The sequence below is a fragment of the Limosilactobacillus sp. WILCCON 0051 genome, assembly GCF_039955095.1.
GTDB lineage: Bacteria > Bacillota > Bacilli > Lactobacillales > Lactobacillaceae > Limosilactobacillus > Limosilactobacillus allomucosae.
This window is the reverse complement of record NZ_CP154878.1, coordinates 933,691-952,727: the sequence shown is the minus strand read 5'-3', so window position 1 is coordinate 952,727 and position 19,037 is coordinate 933,691. Positions and strand designations below refer to the sequence as shown.

Annotated in this window: 15 protein-coding genes; 2 read left to right on the top strand and 13 right to left on the bottom strand. The window is 49.6% G+C overall.

The features are described from left to right. Positions 1-191: 191 nt before the first annotated feature. From ABC765_RS04560 to ABC765_RS04545, 4 genes are all read right to left on the bottom strand, one after another. The gene (locus ABC765_RS04560; protein ID WP_376752315.1) at positions 192-1,574 is read right to left on the bottom strand and encodes an APC family permease; all 1,383 of its coding nucleotides are present in this window, start codon (positions 1,572-1,574) and stop codon (positions 192-194) included. Next, complete coding sequence (locus ABC765_RS04555) at positions 1,564-2,319, bottom strand: gamma-glutamyl-gamma-aminobutyrate hydrolase family protein (protein WP_347980829.1); 756 nt, start codon at positions 2,317-2,319, stop codon at positions 1,564-1,566. The genes ABC765_RS04560 and ABC765_RS04555 overlap by 11 nt, the downstream gene beginning before the upstream one ends. A gap of 252 nt (positions 2,320-2,571) precedes the next feature. After that, positions 2,572-3,201, bottom strand: a complete 630-nt coding sequence (locus ABC765_RS04550; protein ID WP_347980828.1) for a hypothetical protein — start codon at positions 3,199-3,201, stop codon at positions 2,572-2,574. Between the two features lie 4 nt (positions 3,202-3,205). Then, positions 3,206-4,084, bottom strand: a complete 879-nt coding sequence (locus ABC765_RS04545; protein WP_347953125.1) for a DegV family protein — start codon at positions 4,082-4,084, stop codon at positions 3,206-3,208. 242 nt (positions 4,085-4,326) lie between these two features. On the opposite strand from ABC765_RS04545, the gene ABC765_RS04540 reads away from it, so the two are divergent. Beyond that, positions 4,327-6,018, top strand: a complete 1,692-nt coding sequence (locus tag ABC765_RS04540; RefSeq protein WP_347980827.1) for an NFACT RNA binding domain-containing protein — start codon at positions 4,327-4,329, stop codon at positions 6,016-6,018. A gap of 95 nt (positions 6,019-6,113) precedes the next feature. Here the strand turns inward: ABC765_RS04540 and ABC765_RS04535 are convergent, their stop codons facing one another. The 6 genes from ABC765_RS04535 to ABC765_RS04510 form a co-directional block, all read right to left on the bottom strand. Then, on the bottom strand, positions 6,114-7,250 hold the full coding sequence (locus ABC765_RS04535; protein ID WP_347980826.1) for an Ldh family oxidoreductase: 1,137 nt from the start codon (positions 7,248-7,250) through the stop codon (positions 6,114-6,116). Between the two features lie 187 nt (positions 7,251-7,437). Beyond that, positions 7,438-9,942, bottom strand: coding sequence for a carbamoyl phosphate synthase large subunit (locus ABC765_RS04530; protein WP_347980825.1), 2,505 nt, complete (start codon positions 9,940-9,942; stop codon positions 7,438-7,440). Beyond that, entirely contained in the window at positions 9,939-11,021 is a 1,083-nt protein-coding gene (locus tag ABC765_RS04525; RefSeq protein WP_045025404.1) for a carbamoyl phosphate synthase small subunit, read from the bottom strand. Before ABC765_RS04525 ends, ABC765_RS04530 begins: the two co-directional genes overlap by 4 nt. Positions 11,022-11,055: 34 nt before the next feature. Continuing rightward, positions 11,056-11,976: an RluA family pseudouridine synthase gene (locus ABC765_RS04520; RefSeq protein WP_347980824.1), complete on the bottom strand. Its 921-nt coding sequence runs from the start codon at positions 11,974-11,976 to the stop codon at positions 11,056-11,058. Next, the gene (lspA, locus tag ABC765_RS04515) at positions 11,973-12,461 is read right to left on the bottom strand and encodes a signal peptidase II (RefSeq protein ID WP_347980823.1); all 489 of its coding nucleotides are present in this window, start codon (positions 12,459-12,461) and stop codon (positions 11,973-11,975) included. The genes ABC765_RS04520 and lspA overlap by 4 nt, the downstream gene beginning before the upstream one ends. Then, a complete protein-coding gene (locus tag ABC765_RS04510) occupies positions 12,454-12,855 on the bottom strand; it encodes an EbsA family protein (protein WP_045025405.1) in 402 nt (133 codons plus the stop codon). Before ABC765_RS04510 ends, lspA begins: the two co-directional genes overlap by 8 nt. 33 nt (positions 12,856-12,888) lie before the next feature. Here ABC765_RS04510 and ABC765_RS04505 point away from each other — a divergent pair, with 33 nt between their 5' ends. Next, on the top strand, positions 12,889-13,296 hold the full coding sequence (locus ABC765_RS04505; RefSeq protein ID WP_347980822.1) for a ribonuclease HI family protein: 408 nt from the start codon (positions 12,889-12,891) through the stop codon (positions 13,294-13,296). A 170-nt stretch (positions 13,297-13,466) separates the two neighbouring features. On the opposite strand, the gene ABC765_RS04500 is transcribed toward ABC765_RS04505, so the two are convergent. From ABC765_RS04500 to ABC765_RS04490, 3 genes are all read right to left on the bottom strand, one after another. Then, the gene (locus ABC765_RS04500; protein ID WP_347980821.1) at positions 13,467-14,507 is read right to left on the bottom strand and encodes a zinc-binding dehydrogenase; all 1,041 of its coding nucleotides are present in this window, start codon (positions 14,505-14,507) and stop codon (positions 13,467-13,469) included. Between the two features lie 250 nt (positions 14,508-14,757). After that, positions 14,758-17,943 (bottom strand): carbamoyl-phosphate synthase large subunit, encoded by a 3,186-nt coding sequence (gene carB, locus ABC765_RS04495; RefSeq protein ID WP_347980820.1) that lies wholly within the window; start codon positions 17,941-17,943, stop codon positions 14,758-14,760. Then, the gene (locus ABC765_RS04490) at positions 17,936-19,024 is read right to left on the bottom strand and encodes a carbamoyl phosphate synthase small subunit (protein ID WP_347980819.1); all 1,089 of its coding nucleotides are present in this window, start codon (positions 19,022-19,024) and stop codon (positions 17,936-17,938) included. The genes carB and ABC765_RS04490 overlap by 8 nt, the downstream gene beginning before the upstream one ends. Between the last annotated feature and the right edge of the window lie 13 nt (positions 19,025-19,037).

Below are 19,037 nucleotides of genomic sequence, written 5' to 3'. Positions count from 1 at the left end.
CAATAGCACTTTAGAAAAAACAGGTAATCGATTTTTCTATCAGACGTTTTATGCAGAATTTTTTGGATAATTTTCTTGAAGCAAGGATTGATTACTGATCGCTAATTTCCATCACCGCTGAGTACCTACGTCTGCCAACCAGGCCAAGCATTAAAAAAGACCCAGCCAGTCTGCTGAGTCTCTTCAGATAATTAACTTTTTTCATGACGAAGCATCATAAAGAGTCCGGCTGGCAAGATCACGAACCCAATCGCCATGCCGATGATTGCAAACCAGTTGGGCACGATGCCTTGAGCAGTACTGATGCCGAACTCGCCGACCCAGTCAAACTTGAACAGCAAAAAGATCGTAAAGGCAACCGACAGCACCGGCAGCAATACATCCGTCAGCCAGTTCCGCTCTGCCGTAAGCACCGGTTCAACATTGGCTCCCCGATAAAAACGAATCACGCCCAATGGAATCACGATAAACTCAAAGAACCGCACCATGGCACTCAGTACGATAATTGCCGTCATGTTGTACTGAAAAGCCATTGGGATAAAGATTGCCAAAGCCAGCGTAATCATAAACGGATAAACCGGAAAGTCATGCCTGGTTCGCTTGGCCAGCCATTGCGGTGCCTGATGCTCTTTAGCCATGGCCTCTAAAACCCGCGGCGTGTGAAACGAAGCGGCGACATTGATCCCGAACATGGAAATCAGCGCGCCCAGCTCAATCAAGACGCGCAGCCAGCGGGCCTGAAAAATCGCGGTAATGGCTACGACCTGCTTGGTTTTGACAATTGCCGCCGGATTGATTGCCATCGCCACCAAAATCGTACCGATATAAACCAGTGCAATGACCATAATTGCCAATGGAATGGCACGGGGCAGATTCTTTTGCGGATCCTTCATGTCTTCAGAGCCGCTTGCCACGCTCTCAAAACCAGTAAAGGCATAAAAGGCGGCAATAACTGCCATCACCAAGCCAGAAGTCGTGAGCTTGGGAATCAAAGGCTGTCCATTGGCGGCTTTAAGCGTGTCCAGATCATGAAAATGACTGACGCCGGTTTTTAAAAAGACAATGACCCCCGCGACGATGATCAAGCCCAGCGCCAGCAGCTTGCCAATGGTTGCCAGGTTGCTGACCCAGGTTAAGAAGCGCTGTCCAAAGAAATTGATCAGTAAAATAATCGCCATTAAGACAACAAAGCCCCAGGTAATGTTTGTAAAGCTGGTTGAGTCAGCACCAAAAATGGAAAGCGTACTCTTGATTACCCCAACCCCCATCACGCCCCAGGCAACGCTGGCTGAAAAGAACCGCACGACGCCCATGTAAAAGCCCATGTTCTCGCCATAGGCTGCCTTAGCATAGGAATAGGCCGCACCGCTTTTGGTAACGTACTTGGCGGCCGCGGCAAACGTCAAGGCCAGCATCGCCGCAAAAACCGCCGCGATCAGATAGACCAGTGGCGCCTTGGTTCCTGCCATGGCCACGACCGAACCTGGCGTCAAAAAGATTCCTGAGCCGATAATTGAATTGATTGCCAATAAGACAATTGACCAAAAGCCCAGTTTGTCAGTCTTATTCTGCATGTTCATCCCTGCCTTTCCCGTTGGCGCATTTGATCAGATAGTCAAACAGCCGGTTCATCTCTGTTTGGTGAGCGCGCAGCATTTCAGGATGCCACTGGACACCAAGCACCGTTCCCGTTTCGTTTTCAATTCCTTCATAGACCCCATCCTGCGCCAATGCATTAACCTTTAGTCCCTTGCCGACTTTTTTGATCAGCTGATGATGGTAGGAATTAACCCGCAGGCGAGGCACTTGGTCAAAAATCGCCGCCAAATGCGTATTCTTGACCAGCTTGACCTGATGCGTCGCCTGCCACCATGGCGTATCGCCCTGCCAATGCTTGAGCGTCGGCACCGGATAGTACTTAAGATCCTGGTAGAGCGAGCCGCCGTGAAAGACGTTGATCAGCTGAGCGCCCCGGCAGATGCCCAGCACTGGGATGCCGCGCTTTTCGGCCAGCTTTAACAGCCGCATGTCAAACTGATCACGCGCCTGCCAGACCGTGCCTTGTTCCGGCTGCGGCTCTTCGCCATAACTTTCCGAATCAATATCTTGACCGCCCGAAAGAATCAGGGCATCAACCAGTTCCAGCTGAGACTCGGTTACGTCGGCATCCTCATTGAACGGAATAATCATCGGAACACCGCCGTTTTTGATGACCGCCTCGCTATAGTCCTTGTTGACGTAGCTGCGGCGATAGCCAACGAAGGGACCGACGTTTTTGGTCAGTTCGCTGCCTGAAATGCCAACGATCGGCTTTTTCATAAACTTATCTCCTTTGCAAAATAAAAGGAACTACCAGCTCACCGCCAGTAATCCCTTGACTCGATCAGCAACCTGTCATGGCTGCATCATTTGGTCATGCAATCTGATGGCAGAGCAAAAAACACGCGGCAATGCATGCAGCATGGACAGCACATTTTTTGCATCATCATTTGAGTAGCCATCAGCTCACCTCATTGTTTTTTAATAATCTAAGAATATCCTAACCGACAGCGTTTGTCAATTCAAACCAGGTTAGTCCTTATCATGATGATCATCTTGTTCTTTCGGCATGCCCTGATGATCGCTCAGGTCGATTACCATGGACCGCGTTTTTTTCGACTGATTGCTATCTTGCGGCGGCTGCCAGTTGAAATGCCGAATCACCAGCGACAGCGGCGGAATCAGCAGCATGTACAGCAGGGCCGTCAGCAGCGTCGCAGGCAGGGCCAGCCGCATAAAAGGCATGATGCCCGTTCCATGAGCAAATGCATCCCCCGCAATGCCGCAAAGCACTTCGGCCGTAATCCATTGTGAGATGCCGGCTGCCACGCCGACTCCAATTGCCTGCCGATGCGTTACCTTAACGTCGCGCGGCAGCTGCCAGCCAATCAAGGCACTGACCATCACCATGTCAACGGCCATATCCAGAACCGTCATCCAATCGGCCTTGCCAAGCAAAAGCAGAATCACCGTTCCCACCGTCGTTATGCCGGCACCCCAGCGCAGATTCAAGCCAACCATTGCACTCAGCCCAATGACCCCGGCCAGTTCAATGGCAACCTGTCCGCTTGGCAGTGGCGTTGACAGACGCAGCAGACCAACGATCACCATTAAAGCCGTCAGCCCCAGCGCCCAGAGCCAGTCTTTTGTTCGCTGCTGCATAGGCTTAGTCCAGTGGCTTTTTAGCCGTATCCTGCATCCAAGCCAGTGCCAGCGCGCCTTGCCCCAGGTGGACGCCGATTACTGGGCCAAAGTAACTCAATTCAAAGCGAATGTCGGGGTGATCAGCCTGCAGCTTGTCCAGCCATTTTTGCCCTTCTTCAGGACAATTGGCATGCAGCACCATTGCCCGTACCGGATAGTCGAGCTTGGCCAAGTCCTCGTCAAAGATCTGTTCACAGCGCGCCTTGGCCTTTTTCATTGAGCGCACCTTTTCAAACGCTTCAATGGCATAGTTTTGCGTGTGCATTGTCAAAAGCGGCTTGATCTTTAGAATTGAGCCGATAAAAGCCGACGCATTGGAAAGTCGACCGCCCCGCACCAGGTTCTGCAGATCGTCAACGACAAAGACATTATTGAACGTATCCTGATATTCGCGCAGCTTCTTTAAGATATCATCCAGATCATCACCTGCCTGTGCCAACTGAGCGGCTTCCAAGGCCAGATAGCCCATCATCTTGACCGTCAAGTGCGAATCAAACGGGATGATCTTAATCGTATCCTGCATGTCTTGAGCAATCTGCGTGATCGTGTTGAGCAGGCCTGAGATTGCCTTGGTCAGATGAATGCTGATAACGGCATCGTAGCCTTCATCAGCCAGTTTTTGATAGGTTTCCATCAAAAGACCGATTGATGGCTGCGAGGTACTTGGAAATGACTTTGAATGAGCCAGTTTATCGTAAAATTCTTCAGTCGTAATGTCGACGCCTTCTTGATAGCTCTGGCCGTCGATCACCAATGGAATCGGCACTACCGTAATCTGATTCTCCGCAGCTTCTTGTGGGGTTAAATAAGCGGTACTGTCGGTTACAACCGCGATTTTCATTTAGTTTTCCTCCAGTATGATTGCAGATTTAAAATAATATTTTAGAAAAATAATAGCATGTTAAAAACTGCCGGCCTCAAAACAAGGTCTGCATTTTAATAGGATAGCACATTCAACTCACAAAACCAATTATCCAGTAATTCCGGTTGCCTTAATTTCATAAATCGGCGGTCTGATTTGGTTTTAGATGACAATCAACGTTATAATAGATTAGTTATGCAAAACAAAGGAGGAACGCAAAAATGCCATTTGACGGTTTCTTTACTCATGCCATGGTTCACGAGCTGAATCAAACGCTGCAGGGCGGCCGCGTTTCCAAGGTCAACCAGCCCTACCCTGCCGAAATGGTGATGGTAATCCGCGCCAATCGCCATAACTACTCACTGCTGATCTCGGCCAATCCATCCTACCCACGCATTCAGATCACGCAGATTCCTTATCAAAATCCCGCTGTCCCCAGCAATTTCGCCATGACCATGCGCAAATATCTGGAAGGAGCGCTGGTGAAAGAAGTCGCCCAGATTGAAAACGACCGGATCGTTAAGCTGACCTTCTCGACTTTAGATGAGCTGGGCGACCCATTGGAGCTGGTAATGATGGTCGAAATCATGGCGCGCCACAGCAACGTTACGCTGGTTAATGCCAAGACCGGCAAGATCATTGATGCCATCAAGCATGTCGGCAGCGACGTCAACCGCGTCCGCCTGCTTTTACCGGGAGCAGCCTTCATCATGCCGCCCAAACAGCCGCGGTTCAATCCCTATCTGCCCAACCAGATTTATTCTGACCTGGTTCGCGAGCTAAGGGATGATCCGGCTCAGCTTGCCAAAAAACTGCAGGCCAGCTATCAGGGACTGGCACCGGAAACTGCTAGGGAACTGGCGGCCGAGCTTTTGGCCAGCGACAGTCTGCCAAGTGCCTACCAAGCCTTCCTGCGTCATTTTGAGTCACCGACACCGGTCTTGATTACCAACGAAAAAAACAAGACCAGTTTTGCCGCGTTTGCCCCAATTGACACCCAAAAGTTAAAGCTGCAGTCGTTTGCCACGCTTTCCGAGCTGCTCGATGCCTACTATGTCAACAAGGCACAGTCTGATCGCACCAAGGAATTAGCCGGTCAGGTATTAAAAGTCGTGCATAATGAGCTCAAAAAAGATCAGCGCAAGATGAAGAAGTTTCAAAAAGAGCTGGCTGATGCTGCTGACGCTGACCGCTATCGAATCCGCGGCGAGCTGCTCACTACCTGGCTGCATCAGGTTCCCCGTGGCGCCCAGTCAGTTGAGCTGCCTAATTTCTATGATGAGAATCGACCGCTTAAGATCACGCTGCAGCCTGATCTGTCGCCTTCTCGCAATGCTCAGAAATACTTCACGCGCTATAACAAGCTCAAAGCCTCAGTTAAATACGTCAACGAACAGATGGCGATTACGCAAAAAGAAATCGATTATTTTGAAACGATTCTCAGTCAGATCGACCTGGCCAATCCCAGCGACGTTCAAGAGATTCGCCTTGAGCTCCAGCAGCAGGGATACATCAAGACTAAGCATAAAAAAGGCAAAAAGCAGCGCAAGATTCCCGTTTCCAAACCTGAAGTCTTCCATGCCACTGATGGTACGGTCATTTTGGTCGGCAAAAACAATCTGCAAAACGACCGGCTGAGTTTTAAAACGGCCAATAAAAACGAAATCTGGCTGCACGTCAAGGATATGCCGGGCTCGCATGTCGTCATTCGGGATCCCAACCCTAGCGAAGAAACGATCCTGCAGGCAGCTCAATTGGCAGCCTGGTTCTCGAAGGGGCGCGACTCTGCCCACGTACCGGTTGACTATCTGCCGGTAAAGAACCTGCATAAGCCAAGCGGTGCCAAGCCTGGTTTTGTAACCTTCCGTGGCCAAAAAACACTGTCGGTAACGCCAAAAAAGCTGCCGAACTAAACTGAATTTAAACCAAACAGCGCTGTCTGAGGCACAACCAAGGCCTTAGACAGCGCTGTTTTTTACTTTATGTCGGATCAAACTTCTGCTTGTCGCTAGTAGTTGCCGGTAAACATGTTATCAGCTTTTGGCGGTTGATATTCGCCAAAGTAGTCGGCAAAATCCAGATCCAGATAGTCGCATAAATCCTTGACCTCAGTCATTGTCTTATCAATGACCGGAATCCCGTTTGCCTTACGATCAGCCATGGCCAGGATCTCTTTTTCACCATGTGTGTAGATCTTGTCATGACCATTTGCCTTAGCAGAATCGCGCAGCTTTTGCAGATATTCAGAAAGGTGCTCACTGATCGCCTCGCCATCACCGAATGCGTTGAGATTGATGGCCATAAAGCCGTGGCAGATTCCTGACTTGCCATTTTGCATGGTTGATTCAGAGGTTGTGCCCATTGAAAGAATCGATGAGAAGATCTCGGCAACCATCCCATTGCCATAGCCCTTATGCGACCCCAGCGTTTCCGTATTGCCGCCTAAAGGCATGATGCCGCCACCGTTTTTATGAACGATATTGTCCAAGACCATCGCCGCATCGTTGGTTGGCTCACCCTGTGCATCCAAGGCCCAACCGTCTGGCAATGGCTGATCCAGCTTGTTGTACATCTCCAGCTTGCCCCGCGTAACGACCGTCGTTGAGGCATCAAACAAAAAGTCATAAGGTCGTGCTGGCACGCACCAGGCTTGTGGATTGGAGCCGATCATTGCCTGTCTGCCAAACGTTGGGACCATGATAGCCTCGCTGTTGGTGCAGGAAAAACCGAGCATGCCTTCTTTAGCGGCCATTTTGGCATAGTAGCCGGCAATGCCGTAATGATTGGAATTACGAACCGAAACGATCCCAACGCCCGCTTTCTTGGCTTTGGCGATCGCCAGTTCCATCGCAAAATGCCCATTAAGCTGTCCCATGCCATCATGACCGTCAACTACTGCCGAGACTGGGGTTTCAAAAACGATTTCTGGCTTAGCATCAACTTTCATCGTCCCTTTTTGAATTCCCTTATAGTAGCGGACCATTCGCTGCATGCCATGACTTTGAATACCATACATATCGGCAGTTAATAAAACGTCGGTAATGATGGCAGCCTGTTTCGCGTTAAAACCAAACTTTTGAAAGGCATCCATGCAAAGACGATCAAGCTGTTCGTAGGAAAATTTTACGACTTTATTTTCATTCATTTTGCAAGCTTCTTTCTGTTTATAAAACGCTTCACGACTTAACATGATTAAATCATAACATATTTTTCGGCTAAATTTAAGCGCTTTCATTAATAAATATCAAATATTTTTGCATTTTTCACAAATTTAAAAATATTTGCAAAATTAAAAGAATCGGACATTCTGACCTGCCCGGTTCTTTTAATTGCTATTCAAAATCATCATCACTCAAAAACTGCATCTGACCACCCAAAACCCGGTTGATGGTTGGTTTTTCATGCACAAGATGCAGCGACTTGAACGGAAAGACTGCCCGATAGACTGCCATTTTGGTTTCACCTTTAGGAACCAGCGCCTCATTCAAGGCATCACCGTCCAGCCGGCCTAATGCCATGCGCACCGTAATTCCCGGCAGGTTCAGTTTTAAGACCTTCGACAAAAAGGCAATTTCTGGCAATGGCATATGCTGAACCAAAAGCTGCTTAAAGGTACCATCAAAACGGTGTACAAAAACGACCTGGTAAAGTCCTGGCGCATTCTGCTCGCTAATAGCCTGACCACCTTGCTTTTCCAGCAAAGCAAAATCATGCGGCGTCAAGCGGGCCGGAAAACGCTGCGCAGTCGGCTGATAGCTCAGATCATCGGTTGACTGCAGATCTGCCGTAATACCCAGCGGATAGATGAGCTGACCGTCAAACAACGCGTTAAAACTGTCCAGCGGCTCCCCGACCGTTAATGATGTTGGGCGCTGATCTTCAGGAATCTCGGCAATCTGGATGTTTTTGGCAATTGGTCCCAGCTGGTCGATCAATTCATGACGACTGGCCGGAATCAATACGACTTCAGGATGCTCCACGTCCAAAACCGCACGAATGTTTTCTGACTGCAGCGGCTCCAGATAGCGTTTGCGAGCCAGCATCGGCGCCAAGGTTACTGAGCTGGGATTGTCATTGATGATGACGGTCTGATAGCCGTGGTCGCGCAATTCACGCAGCGTGTTGGCAACAAAATAGTCACAGGATGTTCCGTTGCCCAGCCGCAATGGTCCCGTACCCACAACGACTGCGGTTGGCGAAGGACTTGGATTGGCCTCATCCTCCATTTCATACGTGGAGTAAAAGACGTTGGTGTGCTGGTCAAATTCGCCCGCCGAAGGTTCCAGCTCCTTGAAGGTTCGGTGAATGACATGCTCGTCTCGCATTGCTACCACCTTAGTCGTTGGCCATTGCCAGATCTTAGCAATGCTTTCGTCGCTCATGCCGCAGTATTTGGCCTTGACCAACAGCTTTGCATCGCCAGGATGGCCCTTGAGCTCATCTTCAATTACCTGCATCTGACGCAGACAGGCAAAGTAATAGGCATCGATCTTGGTCAGCTCGGTCAGCTCATCATCGGTGTAGCCGCGCCGCAAAGCTGCCAACAGCGTAAACAGACGACCGGCATGCGGATGAATCAACAGCTGCACCAGCTCATCATCGGAAAGCTGATCCTGTTTTGCCAGCCGCGAATCCTGCTCTATTCTTGGAAAGTCACTGATTGCCTTAAACATGGCTTCAGTCAGACTGCGCCCGACGCCAATCATCGTCCCCGTCGACTTCTTGCGCGTGCCAAGCTGCCGATCCGCGTCGGGCAGTTCGGCAAACGGCCAGACCGGCATCCGAACGGCAACGTGATCCATAACCGGTTCCGTCACGGCCGCGTGCTTATAGTAGCCGTGATCAAGATGAATGTCACGCAGCGTCTTGCCGGCATATAATTCGCCACAGACGCTCTGCAGGGCATAGCCGGTTGCCGTTGCGACAAAAGCCGTCAAGCGGTCAAAATAAGGATTGTTTTTGATGACGTAGAATTTTCCGTTAGCCTGGTCAAGCGCGAACTGAACGTGATTGACGCCGACGATCCGCAATTTGCGCGTTATGGCAAATGCCGTATCGCGCATGTCTTGAATTTCCCGATCAAGCAGCGTCTGGGCCGGAATCACTGCAATTGAATCGCCAGCATGAATGCCAATTGGATCGATATCTTCGACACATGCCAGCTGCATCATCGTCCCGAATCCGTCTCTTAAAACCACGATCTCGATTTCCTTAAACCCAGCCAGACTCTGCTGAACCGTAATCTGACCCGAGCGTGACTGTCTGAGACCAGTTGCCACGGCCCGCTTGAGCTCATCTTGATCATGTACCAGCGAACGCCAGCCAGCTCCTTTGGGTAAGACGGAGCGCACGATAATCGGATAGCCGACCCGTTGGACCATTTCCAGTGCATCAACGTAATTATCGACTTTAGAGATGGCCTTGGTAGGCACGTTGAGATTATGCAGCGTCTTGCCCAGCAGCATTGGGTTGTTGATCTGACGAATCGTGGCTTCAGGTACCCCCAAAAGCTCAATGTCATCTGCCTGCAGAATACCAGTCTCGCTGACTGCCTGAATCAGCTCAAATGCTCGCCGGCCGCCCAGCGTTGGCAAGATTGCGTCAGGATGATACTGTTTGATCGTAGCAACGACATTTTCAACCGTCAGTGACTTGATGCAGGCATGATCGATGGCATCAGGACAATCCAGGGTAAAAGAAAATGGATTGTCATCAATGAGGATCGTCTCCCAGCCCTGCTCTTTTAAGACGCTGGCAACCTGAAAAGCCGCGGCATCGAGCTCATCGCCATGCTCAATGCTGTCGGCGCCGGCCCCAATCAGAAGAACCTTTTTCATCGCCATCCCTCCTCACGCTGCTTCATAATATCCATGAACTCATCAAAAAGATTGTTGGTTTCATCCGGACCAGGCGCGCCATCAGGGAAGAACTGCACCGAAAAAGCCGGATAGTGACGATGCCGCAGCCCTTGAACCGTGCCATCAAGCATGTCGACATAGGTAATAAAAAGCTGCGAACGATCGACTGAGTTGCGCCGAATCACATAGCCCTCACCTTGAAAGGCAAAAACGATATGGTCGGTGATGATCTCTCGGATTGGATGATTCATACCGTGATGCTCGGTTGCCAAACGCTCAACCTTGCACCCATTGGCCAGGGCAAACAGCTCGTGCCCCAGTCCAATGGCAAACATGGGGACCTTAGCCTCAACCTGCCGAATCATTTCCAAGACTGACCGTTTCAATGATTCAGGGTTTCCTGGACCGCTGGAGAGCACTACGCCATCCGGATCCAGTCGCAAAATATCATCGACGCTGGCCGTATATGGCAGCACGGTAACATTGCACTTGCGCCGCGAAAGCTCCCTTAGGATCCCGTTTTTAAGGCCAAAGTCAATCACGACCACGCTGCGGCCAATATCTGGATTGGGAAATGGCTTTGGCGTGGCAACCTGAGCAACCTGCTGATTGGTCAAAACGGTAGCATGCAGCTGATCAAACGCGTGATCATCAGGGACTGGGACGATACTGCCCTTCATCGGCTGGCCAACCTTTCGCAGATGCCGCACGATGGCCCGCGTGTCAACGTTGGTAACCCCAGGAATATTCATCTGCTTTAAATACTGATCCAGAGTCGTTCCATGACGCCGTTCCTTTAAGGGTGCCAAATTACGGCAGACGACGCCTTTGATTGAAGGTACGATCGATTCATAGATATTGCGCTGAATTCCATAATTGCCAATATTGGGGTTGGTAAAAACGACAATTTGATTATGGTAGATTTGGTTGGTAATGATTTCTTGATATCCCGTCATACTGGTATTAAAAACCATCTCGCCAAAAGTTACGGCAGGCGCGCCAAATCCCTCACCCTCAAAGATGGAGCCATCCTCAAATATCAAATATCTTGCTGTCATCCAATCTCATCTCACTTTTTAAGCCGCCTCAAAGCTATTCATCACGGCGGTCGGTTTTGTCCAAATGTTCAAGCATCTTGGTAAAGTAGTCCGGCAGCGGCGCGGTAAACGTCATCTCTTGACCGCTGCGGGGGTGCCGAAAGCCCAACAGACCAGCATGCAGATACTGTCCCGGTCCAGCCAGAGTTTTGCGTGGCCCATACAGTGGATCGCCAGCCAAGGGATGCCCGATATAGGCCATATGAACGCGAATCTGATGCGTTCGTCCAGTCTCCAGCCGACATTTGACCAGCGTATAGTGCCGATAACGCTTCAGTACCTTAAAATGCGTTACGGCATGACGGCCATCCAAGACGACTGCCTGTTTCTTGCGATCTTTTTTGGAACGACCCAGTGGCGCATCAATCGTTCCCTGCTCCTCTTTGATCACGCCATGCACCAAGGCGACGTACTCACGCTGGTTGGTCTTGGACTTAAGCTGCGCGGCCAGACTGCGGTGTGCCAGATCATTTTTGGCCACCATCAACAGGCCCGAGGTATCCTTGTCGATGCGGTGGACGATTCCTGGCCGAAACTCACCATTGATCGTCGACAGCGGCGAATGATACAACAGTGCGTTGACCAGCGTATGACCAGGATGCCCAGGCGCGGGATGCACTACCATTCCGGCCGGTTTATTGACGACGATCACATCATCATCCTCATAAACGATATCCAAGGGAATGTTTTCTGGTTCCAGATCAATGGTTTGCGGTTCTTCAGGTACGATGCGCACCATATCGCCCACTTGAAGCTTGTACTTGGTTTTAACGGACTGCCCATTAACGGTAACGTGACCATCCTCAATCCATTTCTGCAGCTGCGAGCGGGAAACATCACTTAGAAAATGGCCCAAAACCTTGTCAATGCGGCCGGTCAGATCGGCATCAATCTTGATTTGGCGTTCTGAGTTCATTTGTGATCATCCTCTTTCAAAACTACGATCAGCATGATAAACACGCCAACCGTTAAACAGGCATCGGCAACGTTAAATACTGGGAAATTGACGTTTTTTAGGGCAAACATATCGACCACGTATCCCTGGCTGAGCCGGTCGATAAAATTACCGACTGCACCAGCCATAATCAGCGAAAGTCCCGTCATCATCCAGGCAGAGCGGCGATTTTTCCACATCAGATAAGCTACCACGATAATTGCAGTTACCGTTACGACCGCAAAAAACCACTGCCGACCTTCCAACATGCTCCAAGCTGCCCCGGTATTATGCAGATTATCCAGATCCAGCAGTCCCGGAATGAACGTTCGGCTGCCATTTAACGGGATATTGCTGGTTACCCAGTGCTTGACGATTTGATCGACAATGATCAGACCAACGATTAAAATCAAAGACCATGGCAGCAGCGATTGTTTTTTCAATTGATTCTTTTTTGTTTTATTCATGTTCATTTTTTACTGCATTACCCAGCGTAATCTTTAAAGAGTCGATTGAGCGCGCGGAAAATGAAAAGGTCATGACCTCGCCATTAACCGTGATCGTCATGGTATGCTTGGTAAAGCGAGGCTGGCGAATGTCTTTAAGCGGAATTACCAAAAAACGATTCTGCAGCATACGATCAAATACCATTTTGGTCGGCGTTACCAAAACCGTACGCCGGCCAATCGCCAAAACTGCTAAAATAATAAAAAGCGCTAAAAGCAATGCCGTAATCCAGTTAAAATGGGTAATCTCCAGCCAGACCACGACACCAGCAATGCCAATCAAAAGCATCCAGCACCATTGAATGGTTGCCGAGGTTAGATCCGGCTGGTAAAAGTAGCGTTTTTCTTCTTCCAAAATATCACTTCCTAATGTCAATGAGGTAATCAAATGATCAAACTATATACCGATGCTGCCACCAAAGGCAATCCTGGCCCCACTGGACTGGGAATGCTGGTTGTCAAAGACGGCCAGCAGCAGCAGCTTAAATCTTTTTTGCCGCGGGCTTCCAATCATCAAGGCGAATTTGCCGCGGCAATTGAAGGCTTTGCCTATTTAAAAAAACATTTTTCCAATCAAGAGACCGTGCTGTTTTATACCGACAGCCGCCTGCTGAGCGACGCTGTGGGCAAAGAGCATGCGCGTCATTATGAAAACGAGCTGAACGAGCTGTTAACCAGCATGGACGATTTTAAAACCGTCGTAGTCCAGTGGGTACCCGAAAAAGAAAACCAAGGCGCCCACCAGCTGGCCAATCAGGCTCTGCATGAATGGGTCAATCAGCCTGACCATCAGTAACCAGTATATCAAACTTTCTTACGGTCTGATCAACAATCCGTCAGTCGCAACAATTTCTTAAATGCCCTCATCTTACTATATGTAAATTAAGAATTCATGCATTATTTTTAGTCAAAAAAATCGCCCTGCCTTGCTTCAGACAGGACGATTTTCTTTTGCGACTATTTGGGTTACTCAATTACAATGTAGGATTTGATCGTTTTACGGTCAGCCATGTCGCGATAGGCTTCATTGATCTGATCCAGCGTGTAGGTTTTGGTAAACACTTTGCCTGGATTGATCTGCCCATCTAAGACTGCCTTTAAAAGCACGTTTTTATCATAAGTTGTCACACTTGCCGAACCTCCAGCCAGTGCAATATTATGGGCAAACAGCGTAAATGGATCGACATTGCTGTGCGGCACGCCGATTCGACTGACGTGAGCGCCATTGTGAACTACTGCCAGGCACTGATTGATTGAAGCTTCTGTACCGACACAGTCTAATGCCGCGTCAGCACCACCGCCAAGCAGCTCCTTGACCTTTTTTGCCCCTTCATCGCCACGTTCGGCGACATATGCCGTTGCACCAAATTCCTGGGCCAGTTTTTGCCGATCCTCATGACGGCTCATGATCACAACCTGTGAGGCCCCCATCATCTTAGCAGCAATCACGGCACATTGACCAACCGCGCCGTCACCTACGACCACAACGCGATCACCATGCTTAACCTCGGCCGTTCGTGCGGCATGATAGCCGGTTGCCATCACATCGGCCAGCGTCATAAACGACTTCATCATGCCTTCGCTATAGTCCTCTGGCTGACCAGGAATCTTAATCAAAGCCCAGTTGCCATGTTTAAAGCAGATATATTCGGATTGGAAGCCTTCACTCCAGTTATCGTAAAGGACCCGCTCATCACAGGTACCATCATAGCCAGCCAAACAGGCAGCACAATGTCCACAGCCATGCGTAAACGGAGCAATGACAAAATCACCTGGCTTGACCGTTGTAATCGCACTGCCGACCTCTTCAACGATCCCAAGCGCTTCGTGACCGCTGTTGACTGAGTCGTTGGCTTTTTGATCGCCTGCTGAATAGGCCCATAGATCCGAGCCACAGACACAGGTTCGAATCACGCGAATAATTACGTCATCATCGGCCTGTAAAGTTGGTTTGGCAGCCTCTTTAATCACCATTTTACCTGGTTCAGCAAAAATTGCCGTCTTCATCCTAAATTCCTCCTTACAATTTTAGCAGCCGGACACATCGACTTAGATACAGTCTAATCGTTAAAGCGTACTTTAAGTCAACTTGTCCAGCCGTTAAATCGAGAACTATAAAAAAAACGAACTGAACCATCTGACTTTAAGCTTAAACTATAGATAGCGTCCCGTTACGCTGGCTGGGTTGTTTTTCAAAAATAAAAACCGACCACCACCACGGGCAGTCGATTCTGCTTGATAAATTTAATGATTGAGCCTAAAGCGCCTGCGTAGCAAATGAACGACTCTCCAAAGCCTTCAACAGGGCATTAACTGTATCCAGCGCCGTCAAAAGCGGGATGTTGTGCTCGATTGCCGTCTGCCGAATCACAAAGCCATCAGAAGCCTTTTCATAATCATGTTCCATGGTATTGATAACCAGGTCCACGTCATTGTCCTTTAAGACGTCTAAAATATTGGCCCGCTTGGTATCCTCTTCATGCAGCTTGCCAACGGTCGTAACGTGCAGGCCGTTTTGCTTTAAGAAATCTGCCGTGCCATCCGTAGCCAAAATCCGGTAGCCAATCTTGGCAAAGCGCTTGGCCAGTGGCAAAATCGTCTCTTTGTCACGGTCCTCAATCGTCAGCAAAACATTGCCATAGTCCGGCAGATGCATCTTGGCACCTTCAAATGCTTTATAAAGTGCCTTTTCAAACGTGTAGTCGCTGCCCATGACCTCACCAGTAGATTTCATCTCAGGTCCCAGGTAGCTGTCAACGTCATCCAGCTTATTGAAACTAAAGACTGGCGCTTTAACATGAATGGTCTTTGACTCTGGGTAGAGACCATCTTGATATCCTTGACTGGCCAATGACTCGCCCAAAATCACGCGGGTTGCTACCTGAGCCATTTCGATTCCCGTAATCTTGCTCAAAAACGGTACCGTCCGGCTGGCCCGAGGATTGACTTCCAAGACATAGGCCTCATGGTTATGAATAATGAATTGAATGTTCATGATGCCCACGCACTTTAAAGCTACGCAAAGCTTCTTGGTAGCGGCCACGATCTGCTGCTTAATATCGTCATCAAAGCTTTGTGGCGGATAAACGGCCATTGAGTCGCCAGAGTGCACGCCGGCGCGTTCGATATGCTCCATGATCCCCGGCAAAAGAACCTCTTTGCCGTCACAGATGGCATCGACCTCGCATTCACGCCCTTCCAGATAGGCATCGACTAAAATTGGATGGTCTTCAGCGGCGGGCGCGTTTTGGCTGAGGTATTCGTGCAGTTCTTTTTCATTGTAGACGATCTCCATTGCCTTACCGCCTAAAACGTAGCTTGGCCGTACCAAGACCGGATAGCCGATCTCCTTGGCAGCTTTTAAGACGCCTACTCCAGTCGTGGCCGTTAACCCAATCGGCTGCTTGAGCTGCAGATCCTTGATGACTTGATCAAAGACTTCCCGGTCCTCGGCAGCATCCAGATCCTTAACCGTGGTTCCCAGAATCTTGACGCCATGCTCAGCCAAGCCAGCTGCCAGATTGATCGCTGTCTGACCGCCAAATTGAACGATCACGCCCATCGGCTTCTCTAGATCAATCACGTTGAGCACGTCTTCCAGCGTCAACGGTTCAAAATAAAGCTTGTCAGAAACCGAAAAGTCAGTTGAAACCGTTTCGGGATTGGAGTTCATTACGATCGCCTCATAGCCCAGTCGTTGAATTGCCTTAACGCTGTGGACGGTGGCGTAGTCAAACTCTACCCCTTGACCAATTCGAATCGGACCTGAGCCGATAACCAAGACGGACGGCCGCTCGCTTTTGATGCTTTCATTTTCATGATCATACGTACTGTAGAAATATGGCGTCTGCGACTCAAATTCAGCTGCACAGGTATCAACCATCTTATAGACTGGTACGATGCCATTTTGCAGCCGCAGCTGACGAATGCTGTCGGCATCAGTCTGCCAGAGGTCGGCAATCGTTGGATCAGAAAAGCCATACTGCTTAGCCAGTTTTAACACGGCTGCGTCTTTAGGACTAGCCTTGATCTGATCTTCCAGTTCCACGATATGTTTTAAGATGTCCAAAAAGTAGACGGTAATCTTAGTCAGCTCATGCAGGTCTTCTAGGCTGTAGCCACGCCGCAGCGCTTCGGCCAGATAAAAGATTCGATCGTCTTGAACGTGCACCAGCTTGTCTTCCAGCTCAGTATCAGATGCTGACTGTGCCTCCTTTGAAAACAGATCCTTTTGATCGATTTCCAGAGAGCGAACGGCTTTTTGAAGGGCTTCCTCACAGTTGCGGCCGATTGCCATGACTTCACCGGTTGCCTTCATCTGACTGCCCAGCCGACGATCGGCATGCGTAAACTTGTCAAATGGCCAGCGCGGAATCTTGCAGACTACATAGTCCAATGCCGGCTCAAATTCAGCAAACGTCGTCCCAGTAACCGGATTCTTGATCTCATCTAAGGTCAGCCCCACCGCGATCTTAGCTGCCATCTTGGCGATTGGATAACCCGTTGCCTTGGAAGCCAATGCTGAAGAACGCGAAACCCGCGGATTGACTTCGATCACGTTATATTGATAGCTGTTAGGGTCAAGAGCTAATTGAACGTTGCAGCCACCTTCGATCTTAAGCGCCCGAATCAGTTTGAGCGCGCAGTCACGCAGCATCTGATATTCACGATCAGAAAGCGTCTGACATGGAGCAAAAACGATTGAGTCACCAGTATGAATACCGACCGGATCAAAGTTTTCCATACAGCAGACTACCATCGCATTGTCGGCTGCGTCACGCATCACCTCAAACTCAATTTCTTTATAGCCGGCAATTGATTTTTCGATCAGACACTGAGTTGCTGGCGAAAGATCCAGACCATTAGCAGCAATCGCCTTCAGTTCATCATCGTTATGACACATGCCGCCGCCAGTACCACCCATTGTAAAGGCTGGCCGCACGATCACCGGATAGCCGATCTCATGAGCAAACTCAAGCGCCGCCGCAACCGTGGCCACCGTCTTGGAAGCAGGTACCGGTTCATTTAAGCGCTGCATCAGCTCTTTAAATTTTTCACGGTCCTCAGCCTCATCAATTGAAGCCAGCTTGGTGCCCAGCATCTGGATGTTAAGCTCATCTAAGATACCAGTCTTGCCAAGCGCCACGGCCAGGTTCAAGCCAATCTGCCCACCCAGCGTTGGCAGAATTGCATCCGGATATTCCTGGCGAATAATTCGCGATACTGATTCGACCGTTAATGGCTCAATGTAGACGTGGTCGGCAATTTCCGTGTCCGTCATAATCGTGGCGGGATTGGAATTGACCAGTACCGTTTCATAGCCTTCCTCGCGCAGGGCCATGCAGGCTTGGGTTCCTGAATAGTCGAATTCCGCGGCCTGACCAATAATGATTGGTCCGGAGCCGATTACCAAAATTTTATGAATATCTGTCCGTTTAGGCATTGGTGCGTGCTTCCTTTCGTTGATCTACCATGCTGATAAAGTCATCAAACAAACCATCGGCATCATGAGGGCCAGGCGCGGCATCCGGATGGAATTGAACCGAAAACGCCGGATATCGACGATGGCGCAGCCCTTCAACCGTCCCATCATTGATCTCAACATGCGTGATCATCAGCTTTTCCTTATCAATTGAGTCTGGATCAACCGCATAGCCATGATTCTGTGAAGTAAAGACGATCTGACCGGAAGCAATGTCTCTGACCGGATGATTAAAGCCCCGGTGGCCAAACTTCATCTTGTAGGTGCTGGCCCCGTTAGCCAAGGCAAAAATCTGATGACCCATGCAGATGCCAAAAACTGGCAGATGTTTCTCAATTTCAGCCACCATTTCAGCTGCAGCCGTCATTTCAGTAGGATCGCCCGGGCCATTGGAAAGTAAAACGCCATCCGGATGCAGATTCAAAATTTCTTGGGCCGTTGTTGAATAAGGCACCACGATCGTATTGCAGTCTCGCTTGGCCAACTCGCGCAGAATACTGTGTTTGGCGCCAAAATCAACCACCACGATATTGCGCTTGGTTCCTGGATTAGGATAAAGCGTCTTGGTTGAGACCTGACTGATGATGCCTTTGGTTGGATTTTGACTTTTTAATTCTTTAACCACGCTGTCAGCATCAGTGATTGAGTCGGCAATTCGTCCACGCAGCGTGCCAAAATGACGCAGCTTGCGAACCAGCTCACGCGTATCGATTCCCTGCAGACCTGGAATATTCATCTTTTCCAAAAAACCGGGCAGCGTGTCCTGCATGCGCCAGTTGCTAGGAATCCGCGCCACCTGTCGACAGATGACGCCTTTGATCTGCGGCTGCAGTGATTCAAAATCATCCAGCGTGACGCCGTAATTACCGATCAGCGGGTTGGTAAACACCAGGATCTGATTGGCGTACGACTGGTCGGTAATGGCCTCTTGATAGCCGGTCATCCCTGTAGTAAAGACGACTTCGCCAGTGGTCTGCACATCGGCGCCAAAGCCTTCGCCCTCATAGATCGAGCCATCCTCCATAATCAAATAACGTTTCATTGCAATCTCCCTT

Excerpts from the sequence above, each read along its gene's own strand:
- ABC765_RS04560 (WP_376752315.1), bottom strand. The coding sequence starts at position 1,574 with ATGCAGAATAAGACTGACAAACTGGGCTTTTGGTCAATTGTCTTATTG.
- ABC765_RS04555 (WP_347980829.1), bottom strand. The coding sequence starts at position 2,319 with ATGAAAAAGCCGATCGTTGGCATTTCAGGCAGCGAACTGACCAAAAAC.
- ABC765_RS04550 (WP_347980828.1), bottom strand. The coding sequence starts at position 3,201 with ATGCAGCAGCGAACAAAAGACTGGCTCTGGGCGCTGGGGCTGACGGCT.
- ABC765_RS04545 (WP_347953125.1), bottom strand. The coding sequence starts at position 4,084 with ATGAAAATCGCGGTTGTAACCGACAGTACCGCTTATTTAACCCCACAA.
- ABC765_RS04540 (WP_347980827.1), top strand. The coding sequence starts at position 4,327 with ATGCCATTTGACGGTTTCTTTACTCATGCCATGGTTCACGAGCTGAAT.
- ABC765_RS04535 (WP_347980826.1), bottom strand. The coding sequence starts at position 7,250 with ATGAATGAAAATAAAGTCGTAAAATTTTCCTACGAACAGCTTGATCGT.
- ABC765_RS04530 (WP_347980825.1), bottom strand. The coding sequence starts at position 9,942 with ATGAAAAAGGTTCTTCTGATTGGGGCCGGCGCCGACAGCATTGAGCAT.
- ABC765_RS04525 (WP_045025404.1), bottom strand. The coding sequence starts at position 11,021 with ATGACAGCAAGATATTTGATATTTGAGGATGGCTCCATCTTTGAGGGT.
- ABC765_RS04520 (WP_347980824.1), bottom strand. The coding sequence starts at position 11,976 with ATGAACTCAGAACGCCAAATCAAGATTGATGCCGATCTGACCGGCCGC.
- lspA (WP_347980823.1), bottom strand. The coding sequence starts at position 12,461 with ATGAATAAAACAAAAAAGAATCAATTGAAAAAACAATCGCTGCTGCCA.
- ABC765_RS04505 (WP_347980822.1), top strand. The coding sequence starts at position 12,889 with ATGATCAAACTATATACCGATGCTGCCACCAAAGGCAATCCTGGCCCC.
- ABC765_RS04500 (WP_347980821.1), bottom strand. The coding sequence starts at position 14,507 with ATGAAGACGGCAATTTTTGCTGAACCAGGTAAAATGGTGATTAAAGAG.
- carB (WP_347980820.1), bottom strand. The coding sequence starts at position 17,943 with ATGCCTAAACGGACAGATATTCATAAAATTTTGGTAATCGGCTCCGGA.
- ABC765_RS04490 (WP_347980819.1), bottom strand. The coding sequence starts at position 19,024 with ATGAAACGTTATTTGATTATGGAGGATGGCTCGATCTATGAGGGCGAA.